The following is a 14,982-nucleotide window of genomic DNA, read 5'->3' as shown; positions in this document are numbered from 1 at the left end:
CATGGGTCGCATCGACCGGGTTTCCTCTTCATCGATACTTGGCGCCGGAGAGGACGCCACGCAGGCAACTCTCTTCCGAGCAGCCGACGGGTCACTTGTCCTGCGTTGGCAGTTCCAGTCGTTCCAAGCGACGCTGTTCATCGTCGGCACACACAAGCGGAATGAAAGTGTGTGGCTCAGGTTCGGTTCCCGGCGCCCGTAAGGGCGTGCGTTCGCAATTGGATGCTGAGGCCTAACCCTTCGCTCGAGCGGACCCTCTCCGTGGACCCTCTCCGGCATGCCACCCCGGCCGCCCAGTGCGGTTTACCATGTTGCACCGGGCAGCCGGGGCGTCATGCCTCCGTGGGCCGCTCAGCTCAAACGTTAGGCGGCGCAAACCGGGACCGGTCGGCCATCGGAGTACCATCCGCACATGCAAGTCGTCAAAGGTACTGTCATCGGCGGCAAGGTCATCCTAGATCGCGGCTCGCTCCCGGAGGGAGCTGAGGTCGGGGTCTTCGTCACGAACGAAGAACGCTCCGTTCGGCTTTCACCTGTGCTCCAGCGAGAACTTGAGGCCGCGCTCGACGAAGCGGACAAGGAAGAAGGCATCTCCGCCGAGGAGTTGTTTGCCGAGCTGCGCAAGTACGGCTGATCTTGGCTCTCGTCGTTCGAGTCAAACCTCGCGCACGCCGCGAAATCCACGAAGCTGCAGCTTGGTGGAGTGAGAATCGCCTCTCCGCCCCGGGCGCTGTAGCGCAAGACATCCAGGAAGCACTGGAGCTCTTGGTTGAGTTCCCTGGTATTGGCACGAGGGTAGAGAACGCCCGGTCACCCGAAACCCGGCGCTGGCTTCTCAAGCGCATCGGGTACCACCTCTACTACCGGCCTCGCGGTCAGCATCTCGAGGTTGTGGCCTTCTGGGGTGCCGAGCGAGAGCGCGGCCCCAGCGTGTAGACGCAGCGCCGCCTAACCCTTCGCTCGAGTGGACCGCCACCGGCAAGCCGCTTGGCCCGCGCGCCAGCCAGTGTCATCATCCGTCGCGCGGGCCAAGCGCCTTCCCGGCGTCGGCCCCCTCAGCTCAAACGTTAGGCCGCACGACCATGGGCCCTGCCCTCTCACACTTCTCTGAGCGTCACGCCAAAGAGTTCGCAGAAGCCGCTCGTCGCAGCAAGTCGCTTCACGGCCGATGGGTCAGTCCACCTACCGAAACGTCGGCCGCTGCAGACCTTGCCAGTCGGCGCCAGGGCCCCACGGACTATGGATTCCTCATTCGCGACTACGAGAGCACTCGAATCGCAGGCTACATCGAGATAACGAACATCGTTCGCGGCCCACTTCAAAGCGGCTATCTCGGCTACTACATGTTCAGGAAGGTCTGAACTACTACCACCGCAGAGTAATTCAGCGAGCCTGGACGCGCAATTGGCTCGCGTGAACGACGAGGGGCGGCGCACAGGCGTAGCGGATGGGCCCGCTCAGCCTGTTTCGCGCCCCGCGGCAGGCGCGGGGCCGGCTTTCAGGCGAGGCTACGCCTGACCATGAACAGGTTGGCCAGCGCCGAGACGACGAACAACCGGTTGGCGTTCTTGGCCAGGCGCCATTCCGGCTCCGGCCCCTCAGCTCAAACGCTAGATGGCCCAACTCCCACACGGATCGCCCGAGCCATGTCAGACGAACCCTTGTTTGAATCGTTTTCCGGTCCCGCACTGGACTCCCGCCTGAGCTGGTTCTGCGAACCCGCGCGCTGGCAGCTTGATGCAACCGATCCGTGCCTTCGAGTTCACACGGATGCAGGCACGGACTTCTGGCAGCGCACCCACTACGGCTTCGAGGCCGACAACGGGCACTTCCTGCATCTGAGCGCGGCCTCCGACTTCGTTCTCACGACAAAGGTCTCCTTCCGCCCAGTTCACCAATACGATCAAGCCGGTCTCATGGTGCGCCTGTCGCCCGCTTGTTGGCTCAAGACATCTGTTGAGTTCGAGCCAGAAGGCTTCAACCGCCTGGGCGCCGTGGTGACCAACAACCAATACTCCGACTGGTCCACCCAGCCCCTCGCTAAGGACGTCAACACCGTCTGGTTCCGGGTTCGCGCCGAAGGCTGTGACTTCCTCGTCGAGAGTTCCTTAGACGGCCTGCACTGGGAACAAGTCCGCATGGCGCGCCTACTTGAGCGTGAGGCGGCATCCTCCGTCGCATGCGGCTTGTACGCGTGCAGCCCCAAGTCGGCCGGGTACGAGGCGGCGTTTTCGTTCCTGAAGTTCCAACCAGGTCGGTCTGCCTAGGCAGCACCTGAAGCTCGCTATGCGCGAGGGCCATCTAACCCTTCGCTCGAGCGGACCTCCACCGGCAAGGCACTTAGCCCGCGCAGCGGCCAGTGTCATCATCCGCTGCGCGGGCCAAGCGCCTTGCCGTTGGCGTCCGCTCAGCTCAAACGTCAGGCAGCACGAGGGCCAAGACCGTATCGCAAAGGTCCAAAGCGCACATTCGGAGGGAACGCGTGCTTCTCAAGAGCAAGATCCTCTTGTCGCTCGGGTCGGTACATGTGATCGCCGGAGTTCTAGCCGGACTGCTCAAGCAACCATCGCGAGTGCAAGGCTTGGTCGAGTATGGTCTGAGCCTCGCGTTGATCGTTGCCATCTACGTCTGGTGCAGGAGCGACCAGCAGTCGCGTAGGCCACCGCTCCCGGGTCGCTGGGCTCTGTGGTCAGCACTGCTCTCGCCGGTCGTGTTGCCGGTTTACCTATTCAAGACTCGCCCACCGCGTCAAGCCTTCAAGACAATCGCAAAGGCCTTTGGTGCTTACGTCGGGCTAGCAGTAGTCTTCGTGCTCACAGCTACGCTAGTCTCGCTCGCGAGTGCTGCCTAACCCTTCGCTCGAGGCGACCCTCCACGGCTTGGCACTTGGGCCGCGAACCCGTGGTGCATATCATCGGGCTCGCGGCCCAAGCGCCAACCCGTGGCGGTCGCCTCAGCTCAAACGTTAGGCAGTCAACAACCCTCGTGAGTCTTCGCGCCGCTTCACTGTGGCTTACCGCGCTCTTGTGCTCCTGCAGCGAAGCCCTGCCTCATCCTCCACACACCTCCGCTGAGTATGGCCTGGCCGGAGTCTGGTGCAACTCCAACGACGGAGGCGCGAGTTGCTAGGCCTACGACGAGTTTCGCACCGACGGTACGTCGAGGCTTGCGGAAGAACGGAAGACGATCCACGCCCCTTCCACGGCGAAGGAACCTACACCTTCCTCGGCTCACGCATGTGCTACGTCGTCACGCGCTCAACCGCGAACTTCTGGCTACGCCCAGGCTCCCGCTACTGCACGGAGATCGCGAGCATCAATGACTCAGCGCACCGCTACCGCGACATTGACTCGGGCGCCGAATTCGAGCTTCGCCGTGTTCCTCCTTCGGCTAAGCGCTGTGCCACGGGGCGTGTGCCGCCCAACCCTTCGCTCGAGGCAACCCTCCACGGCTTGGCACTTGGGCCGCGGGGCGCTCGCTGGCATCATGCGCGTCGCGGCCCAAGCGCCTTGCCGGCGTCGACCCGCCCAGTTCAAGTGCCAGGCGTCACCCATCACAACCGTTGAGCACTCACCGCCGCATGGAGACGGAGATGTCGACCAAGCCCTTCGTGAACCTCGATGACGTGGCGTTCGATGACGTTGAGGCAAACGGGTACTACACGTCGCGGCGGGCCTGCTTCAGCACCTCCATCGGAGCGCGGCAGCTTGGCTACAACCTGACGGAGTTGCCTCCCGGCAAGGCCCAATGTCCGTTCCACTCCCACCGGGCAGAAGAGGAGATGTTTCTCATCCTCGAGGGAGAGGGAGAGCTCCGCTTCGGCACCGAACGTTTCCCGATACGCAAGCACGACGTCATCGCCTGCCCAACCGGCGGCGCAGAGGTGGCGCACCAGATCATCAACACGGGCACCTCGCCCATGCGGTACCTCTCCCTGTCCACCGCTGCCGACGTCGAGGTGTGCGAGTACCCGGACTCGGGCAAGATCGGGGTGTTCGCGAGCTCGCCCGGTGCCCCCCGCCTGCGTGAGCTGCACCGCTCGGCATCTGCAGTGGACTACTACGACGGCGAGAGCACACAGCCCCCGGGCCGTGACGCCTGACCCTACGCTCGAGCGGGGTCCTCCACCGGCATGGCGCCCGTCCCCTCGGCCCGAACCTCAAGCGGCTCGGCCCACGGACTGCCGCGGGCCCTTGTTGAAGGCACCACCATGAAGACACAAGAGCGGAACCGATTGCTCGAGTCGCTGCGGAGCCGATTCGACGGGAACATGCAGCGCCATCGCGGGCTGTCCTGGGCAAACGTCCTGAGCCGTCTCGACGCGAATCCCGGTGCATTGACGGCACTCGCCGCGATGGAGGCCACCGGGGGCGAGCCGGACGTCATCGCCCAGGACATGGAGACCGGCCAGGTCGTCTTCTGTGATTGCTCCCCCGAGAGTCCGGTTGCGCGCAGGAGCCTCTGCTACGACCAGGCGGCGCTGGACGCGCGCAAGGAGAACAGGCCCGGTGGCAGCGCCATGCAGGCGGCCGCGGCAATGGGTGTCGAACTCCTCACCGAAGAGCAGTACCGCGCACTGCAAGAACTCGGGGAGTTCGACACGAAGACGTCCAGCTGGATCGCCACGCCCGAGCAGGTTCGCTCTCTCGGCGGCGCGCTGTTCTGCGATCGTCGCTACGGCCGGGTGTTCACCTATCACAACGGGGCACAGTCGTACTACGCCGCGCGAGGCTTCCGCGGCCTGCTCCGGGTATGAGCCGGCCAGCCTGCTCGACCGGCCCGGCACCGTCGCGAGTGCCACCCAATGCTGCGCTCGAGGCATCCCACCGCGGCTCGGCGACTGGGCCGCGAACCCGTGTGGCGGGTCGTCGGTCACGCGGCTCGACCGCCCACCCGCAGCGGCCCGCTCAGCCCGAACCTTGGGGCGCTCGAAGCGCCCATCAACGCGTCACAGCGAGGAACACATCATGAGCATCGAGCTCATCAGCCAGGCGCTCAGCAAGGTCTCCCGACACTTCATCGAGCATCCGGAAGACGCCCGTTCGCAGGACAAGCCGGCTACCGCCGTTCTCGAGTCAGGCCTCCGCTGCCGGGCCGCAGGACCGAACGGAGCGACGCTGGTCAGTGACATGCCCGCTGCCATCGGCGGAGCCGGAAGCGCCCCTTCGCCAGGCTGGTTGCTTCGTGCCGCGCTCGCGAACTGTGACGCAACGCTCATCGCCATGCGCGCAGCCCAACTGGGCATCGTGATCAATCGCCTGGAGGTCACGGTCGGGAGCGAATCCGACGACCGAGGCCTTCTCGGCGTCTCGGGCTCGGTGCCACCCGGGCCATTGAGCGTCAGCGTCAGCGTCCGCATCTCGGCGGCGGGGGCGTCGGCCGAGCAGGCTCATGAGCTGGTCCGCTGGGCCGAGAAGCACTCTCCGGTCGCCGATGCCCTGCGTCGGGCGGTGCCGGTCACCACCGAAGTCATTGTCGAGTAGCGGCTTGGTCCGCAAGAAGCGCCCCGATACCTGCATGCGATACGTTCTTCCGCTGGCCCTCGTCTCCTGTCTCGCAGGACCTGCAGCCGCTGCCGACCCGCCCCCGGGCGTTGCTGACGCCCCCGGCTGGTGTCCGCCTGTCGGCCCCGATCTCAAGCCGCATCTGCCAACGCATCTGGCGGAGGGTCAGTACCCGTCCTTCAAGCCGGGCTGGGCCCTCATTGCCATGCGGGTGCACCCCGGTGCCGTGCCGGTCACCGATGTTCGCGTGCTGAGCGAAGCGGGTAGCGACGCTCTTGCACGCGCCTGGTTGCCACTGGTCAGGCAATGGGTCGGATGCGCCACCAACCAGCGCGAGACAAACTACCGAGTGAGGTTCACGTTCGGCATCGAGGGCATCCCCACGTTCCCGTCGAAGGAGGGGTTCAGCATACGTGCCTTCAGGTCGCCTCAGGGTGAGCCGAAGCTGCCGGCGGGCGACTGGGGTGTCGGCGTCTGCCCCATCCGGGCCACACTCCTGCTCAGGCAGCCCGGTGAACCGAACGTCGTCACCGAGATGGAGAGTGCCGCACAGCCGGGGGTCCAGGCCTGGCTCGAGTCGCTCGTTCCCGACCTTGACTACATGCGTCCCAGCCCCGACGGCAACCGCGTCGAGTTCGAATGCCGGGCCAGTGACGGACGAGTGACGTTCTACAGCCGGTAGCTTGCGCGGGCGCCTGCTGCGCTAACGGGGCCGGCGCAGCATCGTGTCGATCCCGGCGCGGCTGGCTCGTCGTGCAGGTACATCCACCTCGTACCGAAAGGCACCTCACCATGACCACGGGCACCGTCCGACTGCATCGCGTCCTCAAGTGCACGCCCGAGCGCGTCTACCGCGCCTTCCTCGAGCCCGACGCCCTGGCCAAGTGGCTCCCGCCCTATGGCTTCACCTGCACGGTCCACCAGCTGGAGCCGCGCGTCGGCGGCAGCCACCGGATGTCCTTCCGGAACTTCACCACCGGCCATGGCCACTCGTTCGGCGGCGAGTACCTCGAACTGGTCCCCTTCGAGAAGCTGCGCTACAGCGATCGCTTCGACGATCCCAACCTGCCCGGCGAGATCACGGTCACGGTGTCACTTCGGCAGGTGCTGTGCGGCACGGAGCTGACCATCCTGCAGGAGGGCCTGCCCGAGCTCATCCCGGTCGAGATGTGCTACCTCGGCTGGCAAGAGTCGCTCGAGCAACTGGCCAAGCTGGTCGAGCCCGACATCCGCGAGTAGGCGGTCAGCACGGGAGCATCCGCCCGACGCGCCTGCGCCGCTCGGGCACCGCGTGCCTTCCCGGCGCCGCTGCGGGATGATCGCCTCCCGTGGCCGCGCCGCCACGCACCCCACGCTGCCCATGCCACTGATCTTCGTCTACGGCTCCCTGAAACAAGGCTTCGCCAACCAGCATGTCAACACCGGTCGGCGAGTCGCCGGCCGCTACCGCACGCGCGAGCGGCACCCCCTCGTGCTGCTGGGCGATGGCGAGGTGCCCTGCATCCTGGCCACCCCCGGCAGCGGCAGCCAGGTCATTGGCGAACTCTACGAGGTGGATGAGGACGGCATGGCCCGCATGGACCGGCTGGAGCGGCTCGGCGAACCCGACGGCTACGAGCGGGTGGAACTGTCCATCGAGCGGTTCGATGCCGCGCCGGTGCACACGCTGACGGCCTGGGTCTACGTGAAGCAGGAACAGGCGTTGCCGGCGTCGCTGCGGCGCGTGGTGCTGGCCGACGAGTACCGGCCCGAGCACGCCGGCCGCTTCCGCTGGCGCGGCAAAGCCTGATCCTGCGCAGGATCGCGCGGCCGAAGCGGCGTCGTGCGTGGCTGTCTTGGGCCACCGGGCGCTCTCGGTGTCATCATTCGCACCGCAGCCCGCCGGCCGTCCGGCCGCGGCCCCTGCCCATCCGTCGGAACCCACGATGAACCCTCTGCTCGCAGCCCATCGGCACACCTGGGACAACCGGACCGAGATCGAGGCCAGCACGCTGTGCGGCTGCTGCTCGTGCATGGAGGTCTTCCCGGCGCAGGAGATCGTCGCCTGGTCCGGCCTGGACACGAGCAGCTTCGACAACCTGGACACGGCCAGCGGCGCGACCGCGCTGTGCCCACGCTGCGGCAGCGAGTCACTCATCGGCGACAAGGCGGGCTTCAGCCTCACGCCCGAGTTCCTGGGCAGGATGAACCAGGCCTGGTTCCAGAAGACCATCATCCGCAAGCCGGTGGCGAAGAAGCCGTGAGCCGCGTGCGCCTGCACCTGCTGGCGGCCCGTGGCCTGGCCGCCCTCGGCAGCGCTGCCGCCGGCCTCGCGCTGGCACAGGGCGCCAGCACCTGCTACGTGCGGGCACCTTCCGACGCAGCCTCGGCATCGGCCGCATCCCTGCCCACGCCCGACCATGTCGGGATCCGGCGCAAGTCGGACAAGCTGTTCGAGCTGGATATCTCCGTGGCCGGTCCGGCGCAGGCCAGCTGCTCCGTGGCCGGCATCGCCAAGCTGCAGGGCGAACCCGGCGCCGAGGTACTGGGCCTGGTGGTGCGCCCGGACCCGACGCGCAAGTCGGGCCGCACCGGCACGCTGTGCCAGGTGTTCGTGCGCCTGTCGCCGGCCGGCGTCGAACTCGCGACCACCCCCTCCGCCTGCCAGGCCCAGTCGCTGTGCGAGGGCAAGGTCGAGCTCAACGGGCAGCGCTTCGAACATGCGACGCGGATGCCGCCGGGCAGCAAGGGCCCCTGCTTCGAGAAGCGCGCGCCCTAGGCCCCGCGCCCGCCCATGCCAGACCTTCTGTACGACGCCTCCGTTGCCGTGTTCCAGCGCTACCTCGTGCAGCTGGGCGGCCTGCTCGACGCCGCGCAGCGGTTCGCGCAGGACCGGGGCCGGCCGCTCGACGAGCTGCTCGCGGCGCGCCTCGCGCCGGACATGCTCGCGCTGGAATCGCAGGTCGCGATCGCCGCGCACTTCACGCTGCGCGTCGCCTTTCCGCTCGCCGGCGCGCCCGTGCCGCCGTTCGGCGAATCCGCTCCCGGCGTGGCGGGCCTGCGTGCGCGGCTCGAGCGAACCCGGGCGCTGCTGGCGTCGCTGTCGCCGGAGCAGTTTGCCGACGCCGAATCGCGTGTGCTCGAGAGCCAGGCCGGCGACGCCCGGGTGCGGCTGCCGGCGCGGGCGTTCCTGTTCCAGTACGCCATGCCGAACTTCTTCTTCCACCTCGGCATGGCGTACGCCATCCTGCGCAGCCAGGGCGTGCCGCTGGGCAAGGCGCATTTCGACGGCTTTCACGCCTACCCGCCGCCAGCATGACGCACCTCGAGACGCCCGGGCCGCGTCACAACCGTATCGGGACGTGTCGGGCGCAGGAACCAAAATCGACGCCTCCGATCGATTCCAGCACCATGAAGACGCATCGACCGCCCTGCCTCCTGCTCGCCGCGCTGCTGTGGGCGCCTGCCGCGTTTGCCCAGGCTGCCGCGCCGGCGTCGGGTGTCGTCCAGCGGGCCGAGCAGGCCGTCTCGCGGGGGGCCCAGGCGGCGGCGCGTGGCGTCGAAACCGGTGCCCATGCGGCCGCGCGGGCGATCCAGCACGGTGCGAGCGTGGCCGCGAGCGGCGTGGAGCGCGGCGTGAAGACCGCCGCGGGCGTGGCCAGCAGCGTGGTCGGCAAGGTGACGGGCAGCACCGCGCCCGCGCCCAAGCCCGCGCCCAAGCCCTGAGCCGCACCGGCCGGGCCCGCTGCGACGCGCCCCCGTCCATCGGCCGCACACCGTGCACGCACTCGAGACGAAGATCCCGGCCCCGTTCGTGGCCCTGGCGGCCGGCGCGGCGATGAAGCTCTACAGCCGCGGCGCCGACGTGAGCATCGACCCGAGCCTGTTGCGCATGCACCTGGGTGTCGGGCTGTCGCAGCTCAGCGCGGTGATCGTGATCGCCGCGGTCGGCGGGATGTGGTGGGCGCGCACGACGATCAACCCGCTCGACCCCTCGCGCGCCTCGCACCTCGTCACCGGCGGCATGTTCCGCTGGTCGCGCAACCCGATGTACCTGAGCCTGCTGCTGCTGCTGGTGGCGTATGCGATCCGGCTCGACTCCTGGCTGGTGTGGCTCGGCCCGGTGCTGTTCCTCGCCTACGTCACGCGCTTCCAGATCCTGCCCGAGGAACGGGTGCTGGCAGCCAAGTTCGGCAGCGCCTACCTCGACTACCTGAAACGCACCCGGCGCTGGCTCTGACGCCGTGCCGGCGCCGCGGGTCGCTAGACTTCGAGCCATCATGTTCCGAGGCGCCCTCTTCACCGCCCTGCTCGCCCTCGCCGGCGCGGCCAGCCACGCCGGCAGCAACTGCGACACCCTGCGTGAGCAGATCGACGCCAAGGTGCGCGCGTCCGGCGTCTCCAATTTCACGCTGCAGGTGGTGGACGCACAGGCCAAGGTGGCCGGCAAGGTGGTCGGCAGCTGCGAGCTCGGCACGCGCAAGATCGTCTACAGCCAGGGTCCGGCCGCGGCAGCGTCGACGGCCCGGCCCAGGGACGGGAAGATCCTCACCGAGTGCCGCGACGGCAGCGTGACCTACGGCGACTGCAAGCCCTGAGTCGGCGGGTGCCGCGCCGCGCACTGCCGGCAGAATGGGCGCTCCCCGGCCTCCATCCACCCCGAATGACCTTGTTGCGAACCCTCGCCGTGCTGGCGCCGCTGGCCGGCGCCGCCGCCTGCACCACCGCCCCGCCCGCCCCCCAGCCCTCGACCGACGCGCGCCTGACCCAGGCCGCCGTCACGCCGCTCGGTGACCTGAACCTCGTCAAGGCCGCGATCCCGCCGCCGCTCGAGGCCGCGCTCAAGGCGCCCTACGCGGTGCCGGCGGACAGCTCGTGCGCCGCGCTGACGGCCGACGTGCAGGCGCTCGACGCCGTGCTCGGCGCCGACCTGGACACGCCGGCGACGGCGGCCAACCCGAGCCTGATCGAGCGCGGCAGCGGTGCCGCCGGCGATGCGGTGGTCGGCGCGGTGCGCAACACGACCGAGGGCGTGATCCCGTTCCGCGGCTGGGTGCGCAAGCTCACCGGCGCCGAGCGCTACGCCCGCGAGGTGGCGGCCGCCATCGCCGCGGGCACCATCCGCCGCGCCTACCTCAAGGGCCTCGGCCAGGCGGCCGGCTGCGCCGCACCCGCCGCGCCGGCGGCGCCCAAGCGCTAGGCCCGCAGCATGCAGATCCGCCTGGAGGCCCCGGACCAGCCCGAGGTGCTCGCGCTGATCGAGGAACTCGACGCCTACCAGAAGCCGCTCTACCCGGCCGAGAGCCACCACGGCATCGACATCGCGGCGCTCTCCCGGCCCGGGGTGCTGTTCGCGGTGGCGCGTGACGACGGCGGCCGCGCGGTCGGCTGCGGCGCGATCGTGCTCGAGGCCGAGCGCGGCGAACTCAAGCGCATGTACACCCGGCCCGGCCAGCGCGGCCAGGGGGTGGCGAGCGCGCTGCTGCAGCGGCTCGAGGCCGAGGCGCTGGCGCGCGGCTGCCGGCAGTTCCTGCTCGAGACCGGCTACCTGCAGGCCGCGGCGATCGCGCTCTACGAGCGCTTCGGCTATCGGCGCTGCGGCCCGTTCGGCGACTACGTCGACGATCCGAACAGCGTGTTCATGCACAAGCCCGCCGCGCCGGCGGCAGGCTGAGCGCGGCCTATCATGCGTGGCCCGGCCGGATCGCCGGGCCCACCGCGAATCTCCATGCCATGGCCAGAACCGCCGTCGTCTCCGCCGTGATCGCCGCGGCGCTCACCGCCGCAGCCTTCGTGCTGAACCCGTCGCCCGAACGCCACCGCGAACGGATCAAGGAGGCCGTGGCGGAGCGCAGCCCGCTGGCCGGCGCGCTCGGGCTGGGCGCGCTGACGGCCTTCACGTCGACCTACCATCCGCTGGGGGTGGCCTCCTACACCACGGTGAACGGGCGCACGGTGTCGGTCGGCGCGTTCGGCGTGGTGCTGGTGCTGCAGCCCGAATCGGACAAGTAGCCGCATGCGGCACGGCGCCTGGCTGGCCCTCGGAGCGGCGTGCACGGTGCTGCTGCTGGTGGTTTCCGGCTGGTCGCCGTACGACCGCGCCACCTGGCTGATGGAGGTGCTGCCGGTGATGATCGTGCTGCCGGTGCTCGCGCTGAGCCGGCGCCGCTTCCCGCTGACGCCGCTGCTGTACGGCCTCATCTTCGTGCACGCGCTGGTGCTGATGATGGGCGGAGCCTACACCTACGCGCGCGTGCCGCTGGGCTTCGAGCTGCAGGAGCTGCTGCACCTGGCACGCAACCCCTACGACAAGATCGGCCACTTCTTCCAGGGCTTCGTGCCGGCACTGGCAGCGCGCGAGATCCTGGTCCGCGGCGAGCATGTGCGCGGAGCGCGCATGCTCGGCTTCCTGGTCGTCTGCGTCGTGCTGGCGATCAGCGCGAGCTACGAGCTGATCGAGTGGGCGGCCGCGCTCGCGCTCGGCCAGGGCGCCGACGAATTCCTCGGCACGCAGGGCGATCCGTGGGACACGCAGTCGGACATGTTCCTGGCCCTGATCGGCGCCTGCACCGCGCTGCTCGCGCTGGGGCGGATCCACGATCGCCAGCTGGCGCGGCTGCGCGCCGCCGGCAACTGAGCCCGACGGCCCTGCGGCAGCCATGACCGGCACCCTGATCCGCCGCCTCACCCCGGAAGACGCCGCGCTGCACCGCGCGCTGATGCTCGAGGCCTATGCAGACTGCCCGGAGGCCTTCACCTCCTCGCTGGCCGAACGCGAGGGCCTGCCGCTGTCCTGGTGGGCCGCACGCATGCCCGACGTGCCGGACCCGCCCGAGCTGGTCTGCGGCGCCTTCGCCGGCCCGGCGCTGCTCGGCGCCGCGGGGCTGAGCTTCGAGCAGCGCGAGCGCACGCGGCACAAGGCCACGCTGTTCGGCCTGTACGTGCGCGCGCCAGCGCGCGGCCAGGGCCTCGGCCGGCGCCTGGTGGAGCGCCTGCTGCACGAGGCGCGCAGCCTGGGCCGCATCGAACTGGTTCAGCTCACGGTCAGCGCCACCAACCCGGACGCGCTGGCGCTGTACGGCCGCTGCGGCTTCGTGCCCTTCGGCACCGAGCCGATGGCCGTGCGGCTGGGCGACGGCTACATCGACAAAGTGCACCTGTGGCGGCGTGTCGGCTGACAGACTCGGAGTGAGCATGGACGACACCGAACACCAGCTCCTGCGTTCACTGCTGCAGCAGCAGAGCGTGGCGGCGCTGGCCACGCTGCACCAGGGCGAGCCGGCGGTCTCGATGGTGCCCTTCGCGCAGCTGCCCGGAGGCGGCGGGTTCGTGATCCACGTGAGCCGGCTGGCCACCCACACCGGCGACATGCTGGCGCATCCCGGCGTGGCCCTGCTGGTGACGGCCGCGCCGGACGCGGCACCGACGCCGCTGGCCCTGCCGCGCGCCAGCATCCAGGGCCGCGCGCGCCCCTGCGCTCCCGAGTCGGACGAACACGCGCTCGCCCGCGCGGCCTACCTGGCCAAGCTGCCGGACGCGCTGGAGCTGTTCTCGTTCGGCGACTTCTCGCTGTTCGTCATCGAGCCCGAGTCGCTGCGATTCGTGGCCGGCTTCGGGCGGGCGATGTCGTTCACCGGCGAGCGCCTGCGCGCGGCGCTGGCGCCGGAGTCGCTGCCCTAGGAAGGCAGCCTGGCCGCCACGCACTGGATGGCCGACAGGGCACCGCCCTGCTGGACGGTCTGGCAGGCGACGGCCTGGCGCGACGAGGGTTCGTGGAACCAGACCGTGCTGGTCGAACCGCTGGCGGAGGTGCCGATCGGCACGAAGCTGGGCGTGGCCTGCACCTGCGAGCGCGCCGACGTCGCGAGCGCGAACACGAGCAGGGCCGCGATGGCGGCAGCGGCGGCGAGGGCGGTATGGCGTGCGCTCATGTCGGTCTCCGGTGGGGCGATGCGGCGCAGCTTACGGCCGCCGGCCGCGGCTGCGCCACAATGGCCCGAACCCGGACCCCAGGAGATTGCCATGCCCACCACGCTCGCCAACAGCGACGACAAGTCCACCAAGTCCGACAAGGCCGACCGGCTCGAGGAGCAGCTGGCCTTCAAGTCACGCTACGTGCTCGTCTTCGGCGAGATCACCGACACGCTGGCGCAAGCCACCTGCCGCCGACTGCTGGCGCTGGCGGCCGACTCGGACGCACCGATCACGATGCTCATCTCGTCGCCCGGCGGCCATGTGGAATCCGGCGACGCCATCCACGACATGATCCGCTTCGTGCGCGCGCCGGTCACGACGGTCGGCTCGGGCTGGGTGGCCAGCGCCGGGGCGCACATCTTCCTCGCGCCGCCGAAGGAGCGCCGGCTGTGCCTGCCCAACACCCGCTTCATGATCCACCAGCCGGCCGGCGGGGCGGGCGGGCAGGCCACCGACATCGCCATCCAGGCCAAGGAGATCCTGCGCACGCGCGAGCGCATCGCGCGCGTGGTGTCGGCGCAGACCGGCAAGCCCTACGACACGGTGGTGTCGGACATGGAGCGCGATTTCTGGATGAGCGCCGAGGAGGCCATCGCCTACGGCATCGTGTCGCGCATCATCGAGCGCCAGGCCGACTTGGCCTGAGCGCCCGGCGGCCGCCTCAGCGGCGCGGCGCGCGGCGGCGCGGCGGAACGGCCGCGTCGGTCGGCCAGCCGCAGCTTTCCACCAGCAGGGTGCGCACCGGCGGCCGGGCCGGTACCACGCGCGGCGCGTGGTCGGCAGCGGGCGCGGCGGCGGCGCGCAGACGACGATCGTTGGAGGGGGTTCGGCCGGCGGTGGCGTTCAAGGTTCTGGTCATGGGGCGTCGAAGGCGGCGGATTCTACGTGCCGGGGGCAGCCCCCCTTCACGCCACGCACGCGGACGAGTAGACTACATCCTGTTACAAGGCGGCCGGGCACGGACCCGGCCGTCGCCACAGGAAGGAGACCGTGATGTCAGACACCTCGCCCCGCCCGCTGTACCGCGAGTCCACCATCGCCGACGAGCCCATCCTGGGCCCGGTGCTGTTCCTGCCCGACGGCAGCATCCGCAAGCTGTCCTGGTTCGAGCGCCTGCTGGTGGCGCTGCGCCTGACCGACGCCAAGTCGCTCGAGGCGCGCCACTTCCGCCCCGCCACGTCCTGAACGCACCGCGCGCCGCAGCGCGCAGGGGTTTGCGGTAGATTGCCGGCTTCCCGAGTGAACGGGCGGCCGGCGAGGTCGCCTTGCGACCATGGACCAGCAGACCCTGCGCATCGTGCCCACCTTCACCCCCGACGACCAGGCCTGGCTGCGGCGCGCCTCGATCACGGTGCCCAAGTACTGGGCCGGGCACAGCGTGGCACCGCAGACCGGCGACGCCCTGCGCCTGGGCGGCCGGCAGTTCATCGTGCAAGGCCGCGTGTGGGAGCACGACGGCATGGCACCGCTGCTGCGCCTGTTCCTCAGCAGCGGGCACGCCGAGAGCGACACGGTGTTCGGTTGA

Annotated in this window: 27 protein-coding genes; 25 read left to right on the top strand and 2 right to left on the bottom strand. The window is 69.5% G+C overall.

Annotation, left to right across the window (positions count from 1 at the left end):
• From D9C15_RS33745 to D9C15_RS17555, 22 genes are all read left to right on the top strand, one after another.
• The coding region (locus D9C15_RS33745) for a hypothetical protein (protein WP_205854832.1) at positions 1 to 202 on the top strand (202 nt) is incomplete at its 5' end.
• Positions 203 to 412: 210 nt separating this feature from the next.
• Complete coding sequence (locus D9C15_RS17655) at positions 413 to 634, top strand: hypothetical protein (RefSeq protein ID WP_127999596.1); 222 nt, start codon at positions 413 to 415, stop codon at positions 632 to 634.
• A 2-nt stretch (positions 635 to 636) separates the two neighbouring features.
• On the top strand, positions 637 to 936 hold the full coding sequence (locus D9C15_RS34575) for a type II toxin-antitoxin system RelE/ParE family toxin (RefSeq protein ID WP_127999594.1): 300 nt from the start codon (positions 637 to 639) through the stop codon (positions 934 to 936).
• A gap of 710 nt (positions 937 to 1,646) precedes the next feature.
• Positions 1,647 to 2,267 carry a DUF1349 domain-containing protein gene (locus tag D9C15_RS17645; RefSeq protein ID WP_127999592.1) on the top strand — a complete coding sequence of 207 codons (621 nt, stop codon included), beginning with the start codon at positions 1,647 to 1,649 and terminating at the stop codon, positions 2,265 to 2,267.
• A gap of 1,325 nt (positions 2,268 to 3,592) precedes the next feature.
• Positions 3,593 to 4,102 carry a cupin domain-containing protein gene (locus D9C15_RS17640; protein WP_127999591.1) on the top strand — a complete coding sequence of 170 codons (510 nt, stop codon included), beginning with the start codon at positions 3,593 to 3,595 and terminating at the stop codon, positions 4,100 to 4,102.
• A 108-nt stretch (positions 4,103 to 4,210) separates the two neighbouring features.
• Positions 4,211 to 4,756 carry a DUF4256 domain-containing protein gene (locus tag D9C15_RS17635; protein WP_127999589.1) on the top strand — a complete coding sequence of 182 codons (546 nt, stop codon included), beginning with the start codon at positions 4,211 to 4,213 and terminating at the stop codon, positions 4,754 to 4,756.
• A gap of 211 nt (positions 4,757 to 4,967) precedes the next feature.
• Positions 4,968 to 5,483, top strand: a complete 516-nt coding sequence (locus D9C15_RS17630) for an OsmC family protein (protein ID WP_127999587.1) — start codon at positions 4,968 to 4,970, stop codon at positions 5,481 to 5,483.
• Positions 5,484 to 5,487: 4 nt separating this feature from the next.
• Complete coding sequence (locus D9C15_RS17625; RefSeq protein WP_127999585.1) at positions 5,488 to 6,186, top strand: hypothetical protein; 699 nt, start codon at positions 5,488 to 5,490, stop codon at positions 6,184 to 6,186.
• A gap of 110 nt (positions 6,187 to 6,296) precedes the next feature.
• Positions 6,297 to 6,743, top strand: a complete 447-nt coding sequence (locus D9C15_RS17620; RefSeq protein ID WP_127999583.1) for an SRPBCC family protein — start codon at positions 6,297 to 6,299, stop codon at positions 6,741 to 6,743.
• Between the two features lie 76 nt (positions 6,744 to 6,819).
• Positions 6,820 to 7,293, top strand: coding sequence for a gamma-glutamylcyclotransferase family protein (locus D9C15_RS17615; RefSeq protein WP_127999581.1), 474 nt, complete (start codon positions 6,820 to 6,822; stop codon positions 7,291 to 7,293).
• A gap of 136 nt (positions 7,294 to 7,429) precedes the next feature.
• Complete coding sequence (locus D9C15_RS17610; protein WP_127999579.1) at positions 7,430 to 7,747, top strand: cytoplasmic protein; 318 nt, start codon at positions 7,430 to 7,432, stop codon at positions 7,745 to 7,747.
• Positions 7,744 to 8,262, top strand: a complete 519-nt coding sequence (locus D9C15_RS17605) for a hypothetical protein (protein WP_127999577.1) — start codon at positions 7,744 to 7,746, stop codon at positions 8,260 to 8,262. The genes D9C15_RS17610 and D9C15_RS17605 overlap by 4 nt, the downstream gene beginning before the upstream one ends.
• A 15-nt stretch (positions 8,263 to 8,277) precedes the next feature.
• Positions 8,278 to 8,802 (top strand): DUF1993 domain-containing protein, encoded by a 525-nt coding sequence (locus D9C15_RS17600; protein WP_127999575.1) that lies wholly within the window; start codon positions 8,278 to 8,280, stop codon positions 8,800 to 8,802.
• A 92-nt stretch (positions 8,803 to 8,894) separates the two neighbouring features.
• The gene (locus tag D9C15_RS17595; protein WP_127999573.1) at positions 8,895 to 9,209 is read left to right on the top strand and encodes a hypothetical protein; all 315 of its coding nucleotides are present in this window, start codon (positions 8,895 to 8,897) and stop codon (positions 9,207 to 9,209) included.
• A gap of 52 nt (positions 9,210 to 9,261) precedes the next feature.
• On the top strand, positions 9,262 to 9,723 hold the full coding sequence (locus D9C15_RS17590; RefSeq protein WP_127999571.1) for a methyltransferase family protein: 462 nt from the start codon (positions 9,262 to 9,264) through the stop codon (positions 9,721 to 9,723).
• A gap of 40 nt (positions 9,724 to 9,763) precedes the next feature.
• Complete coding sequence (locus D9C15_RS17585) at positions 9,764 to 10,081, top strand: DUF1161 domain-containing protein (protein ID WP_127999570.1); 318 nt, start codon at positions 9,764 to 9,766, stop codon at positions 10,079 to 10,081.
• Positions 10,082 to 10,146: 65 nt separating this feature from the next.
• Entirely contained in the window at positions 10,147 to 10,683 is a 537-nt protein-coding gene (locus D9C15_RS17580) for a hypothetical protein (protein WP_375138804.1), read from the top strand.
• Positions 10,684 to 10,692: 9 nt separating this feature from the next.
• A complete protein-coding gene (locus D9C15_RS17575; protein WP_127999568.1) occupies positions 10,693 to 11,157 on the top strand; it encodes a GNAT family N-acetyltransferase in 465 nt (154 codons plus the stop codon).
• A gap of 59 nt (positions 11,158 to 11,216) precedes the next feature.
• Positions 11,217 to 11,495 carry a hypothetical protein gene (locus D9C15_RS17570; RefSeq protein ID WP_127999566.1) on the top strand — a complete coding sequence of 93 codons (279 nt, stop codon included), beginning with the start codon at positions 11,217 to 11,219 and terminating at the stop codon, positions 11,493 to 11,495.
• A 4-nt stretch (positions 11,496 to 11,499) separates the two neighbouring features.
• Entirely contained in the window at positions 11,500 to 12,120 is a 621-nt protein-coding gene (locus D9C15_RS17565) for a DUF2238 domain-containing protein (RefSeq protein WP_127999564.1), read from the top strand.
• A gap of 22 nt (positions 12,121 to 12,142) precedes the next feature.
• Entirely contained in the window at positions 12,143 to 12,661 is a 519-nt protein-coding gene (locus D9C15_RS17560) for a GNAT family N-acetyltransferase (RefSeq protein ID WP_127999562.1), read from the top strand.
• A 16-nt stretch (positions 12,662 to 12,677) separates the two neighbouring features.
• Positions 12,678 to 13,163, top strand: a complete 486-nt coding sequence (locus tag D9C15_RS17555; protein ID WP_127999560.1) for a pyridoxamine 5'-phosphate oxidase family protein — start codon at positions 12,678 to 12,680, stop codon at positions 13,161 to 13,163.
• Here D9C15_RS17555 and D9C15_RS17550 read toward each other — a convergent pair.
• Positions 13,160 to 13,414, bottom strand: a complete 255-nt coding sequence (locus D9C15_RS17550; protein WP_127999558.1) for a hypothetical protein — start codon at positions 13,412 to 13,414, stop codon at positions 13,160 to 13,162. The genes D9C15_RS17555 and D9C15_RS17550 overlap by 4 nt on opposite strands.
• A gap of 91 nt (positions 13,415 to 13,505) precedes the next feature.
• Between D9C15_RS17550 and D9C15_RS17545 the strand changes: the two genes are divergently transcribed.
• Complete coding sequence (locus tag D9C15_RS17545) at positions 13,506 to 14,102, top strand: ATP-dependent Clp protease proteolytic subunit (RefSeq protein ID WP_127999557.1); 597 nt, start codon at positions 13,506 to 13,508, stop codon at positions 14,100 to 14,102.
• A gap of 16 nt (positions 14,103 to 14,118) precedes the next feature.
• Here the strand turns inward: D9C15_RS17545 and D9C15_RS17540 are convergent, their stop codons facing one another.
• Positions 14,119 to 14,316, bottom strand: coding sequence for a hypothetical protein (locus tag D9C15_RS17540; RefSeq protein WP_127999555.1), 198 nt, complete (start codon positions 14,314 to 14,316; stop codon positions 14,119 to 14,121).
• Positions 14,317 to 14,450: 134 nt separating this feature from the next.
• Here D9C15_RS17540 and D9C15_RS17535 point away from each other — a divergent pair, with 134 nt between their 5' ends.
• Positions 14,451 to 14,642: a hypothetical protein gene (locus tag D9C15_RS17535; protein ID WP_127999553.1), complete on the top strand. Its 192-nt coding sequence runs from the start codon at positions 14,451 to 14,453 to the stop codon at positions 14,640 to 14,642.
• A gap of 88 nt (positions 14,643 to 14,730) precedes the next feature.
• Positions 14,731 to 14,982, top strand: coding sequence for a hypothetical protein (locus D9C15_RS17530; protein ID WP_112187511.1), 252 nt, complete (start codon positions 14,731 to 14,733; stop codon positions 14,980 to 14,982).

The organism is Piscinibacter defluvii, from assembly GCF_004011805.1.
GTDB classification, from domain to species: Bacteria; Pseudomonadota; Gammaproteobacteria; order Burkholderiales; family Burkholderiaceae_C; genus Piscinibacter; species Piscinibacter defluvii.
Note: the sequence above shows the minus strand (reverse complement) of the source record. Positions and strands in the feature narration are given on the sequence as shown.

Coding starts and splice junctions, on each gene's coding strand:
- D9C15_RS17655 (WP_127999596.1), top strand. CDS start 413: ATGCAAGTCGTCAAAGGTACTGTCATCGGCGGCAAGGTCATCCTAGAT.
- D9C15_RS17645 (WP_127999592.1), top strand. CDS start 1,647: ATGTCAGACGAACCCTTGTTTGAATCGTTTTCCGGTCCCGCACTGGAC.
- D9C15_RS17640 (WP_127999591.1), top strand. CDS start 3,593: ATGTCGACCAAGCCCTTCGTGAACCTCGATGACGTGGCGTTCGATGAC.
- D9C15_RS17635 (WP_127999589.1), top strand. CDS start 4,211: ATGAAGACACAAGAGCGGAACCGATTGCTCGAGTCGCTGCGGAGCCGA.
- D9C15_RS17630 (WP_127999587.1), top strand. CDS start 4,968: ATGAGCATCGAGCTCATCAGCCAGGCGCTCAGCAAGGTCTCCCGACAC.
- D9C15_RS17620 (WP_127999583.1), top strand. CDS start 6,297: ATGACCACGGGCACCGTCCGACTGCATCGCGTCCTCAAGTGCACGCCC.
- D9C15_RS17615 (WP_127999581.1), top strand. CDS start 6,820: ATGATCGCCTCCCGTGGCCGCGCCGCCACGCACCCCACGCTGCCCATG.
- D9C15_RS17610 (WP_127999579.1), top strand. CDS start 7,430: ATGAACCCTCTGCTCGCAGCCCATCGGCACACCTGGGACAACCGGACC.
- D9C15_RS17600 (WP_127999575.1), top strand. CDS start 8,278: ATGCCAGACCTTCTGTACGACGCCTCCGTTGCCGTGTTCCAGCGCTAC.
- D9C15_RS17595 (WP_127999573.1), top strand. CDS start 8,895: ATGAAGACGCATCGACCGCCCTGCCTCCTGCTCGCCGCGCTGCTGTGG.
- D9C15_RS17585 (WP_127999570.1), top strand. CDS start 9,764: ATGTTCCGAGGCGCCCTCTTCACCGCCCTGCTCGCCCTCGCCGGCGCG.
- D9C15_RS17580 (WP_375138804.1), top strand. CDS start 10,147: ATGACCTTGTTGCGAACCCTCGCCGTGCTGGCGCCGCTGGCCGGCGCC.
- D9C15_RS17575 (WP_127999568.1), top strand. CDS start 10,693: ATGCAGATCCGCCTGGAGGCCCCGGACCAGCCCGAGGTGCTCGCGCTG.
- D9C15_RS17570 (WP_127999566.1), top strand. CDS start 11,217: ATGGCCAGAACCGCCGTCGTCTCCGCCGTGATCGCCGCGGCGCTCACC.
- D9C15_RS17565 (WP_127999564.1), top strand. CDS start 11,500: ATGCGGCACGGCGCCTGGCTGGCCCTCGGAGCGGCGTGCACGGTGCTG.
- D9C15_RS17560 (WP_127999562.1), top strand. CDS start 12,143: ATGACCGGCACCCTGATCCGCCGCCTCACCCCGGAAGACGCCGCGCTG.
- D9C15_RS17555 (WP_127999560.1), top strand. CDS start 12,678: ATGGACGACACCGAACACCAGCTCCTGCGTTCACTGCTGCAGCAGCAG.
- D9C15_RS17550 (WP_127999558.1), bottom strand. CDS start 13,414: ATGAGCGCACGCCATACCGCCCTCGCCGCCGCTGCCGCCATCGCGGCC.
- D9C15_RS17545 (WP_127999557.1), top strand. CDS start 13,506: ATGCCCACCACGCTCGCCAACAGCGACGACAAGTCCACCAAGTCCGAC.
- D9C15_RS17540 (WP_127999555.1), bottom strand. CDS start 14,316: ATGACCAGAACCTTGAACGCCACCGCCGGCCGAACCCCCTCCAACGAT.
- D9C15_RS17535 (WP_127999553.1), top strand. CDS start 14,451: ATGTCAGACACCTCGCCCCGCCCGCTGTACCGCGAGTCCACCATCGCC.
- D9C15_RS17530 (WP_112187511.1), top strand. CDS start 14,731: ATGGACCAGCAGACCCTGCGCATCGTGCCCACCTTCACCCCCGACGAC.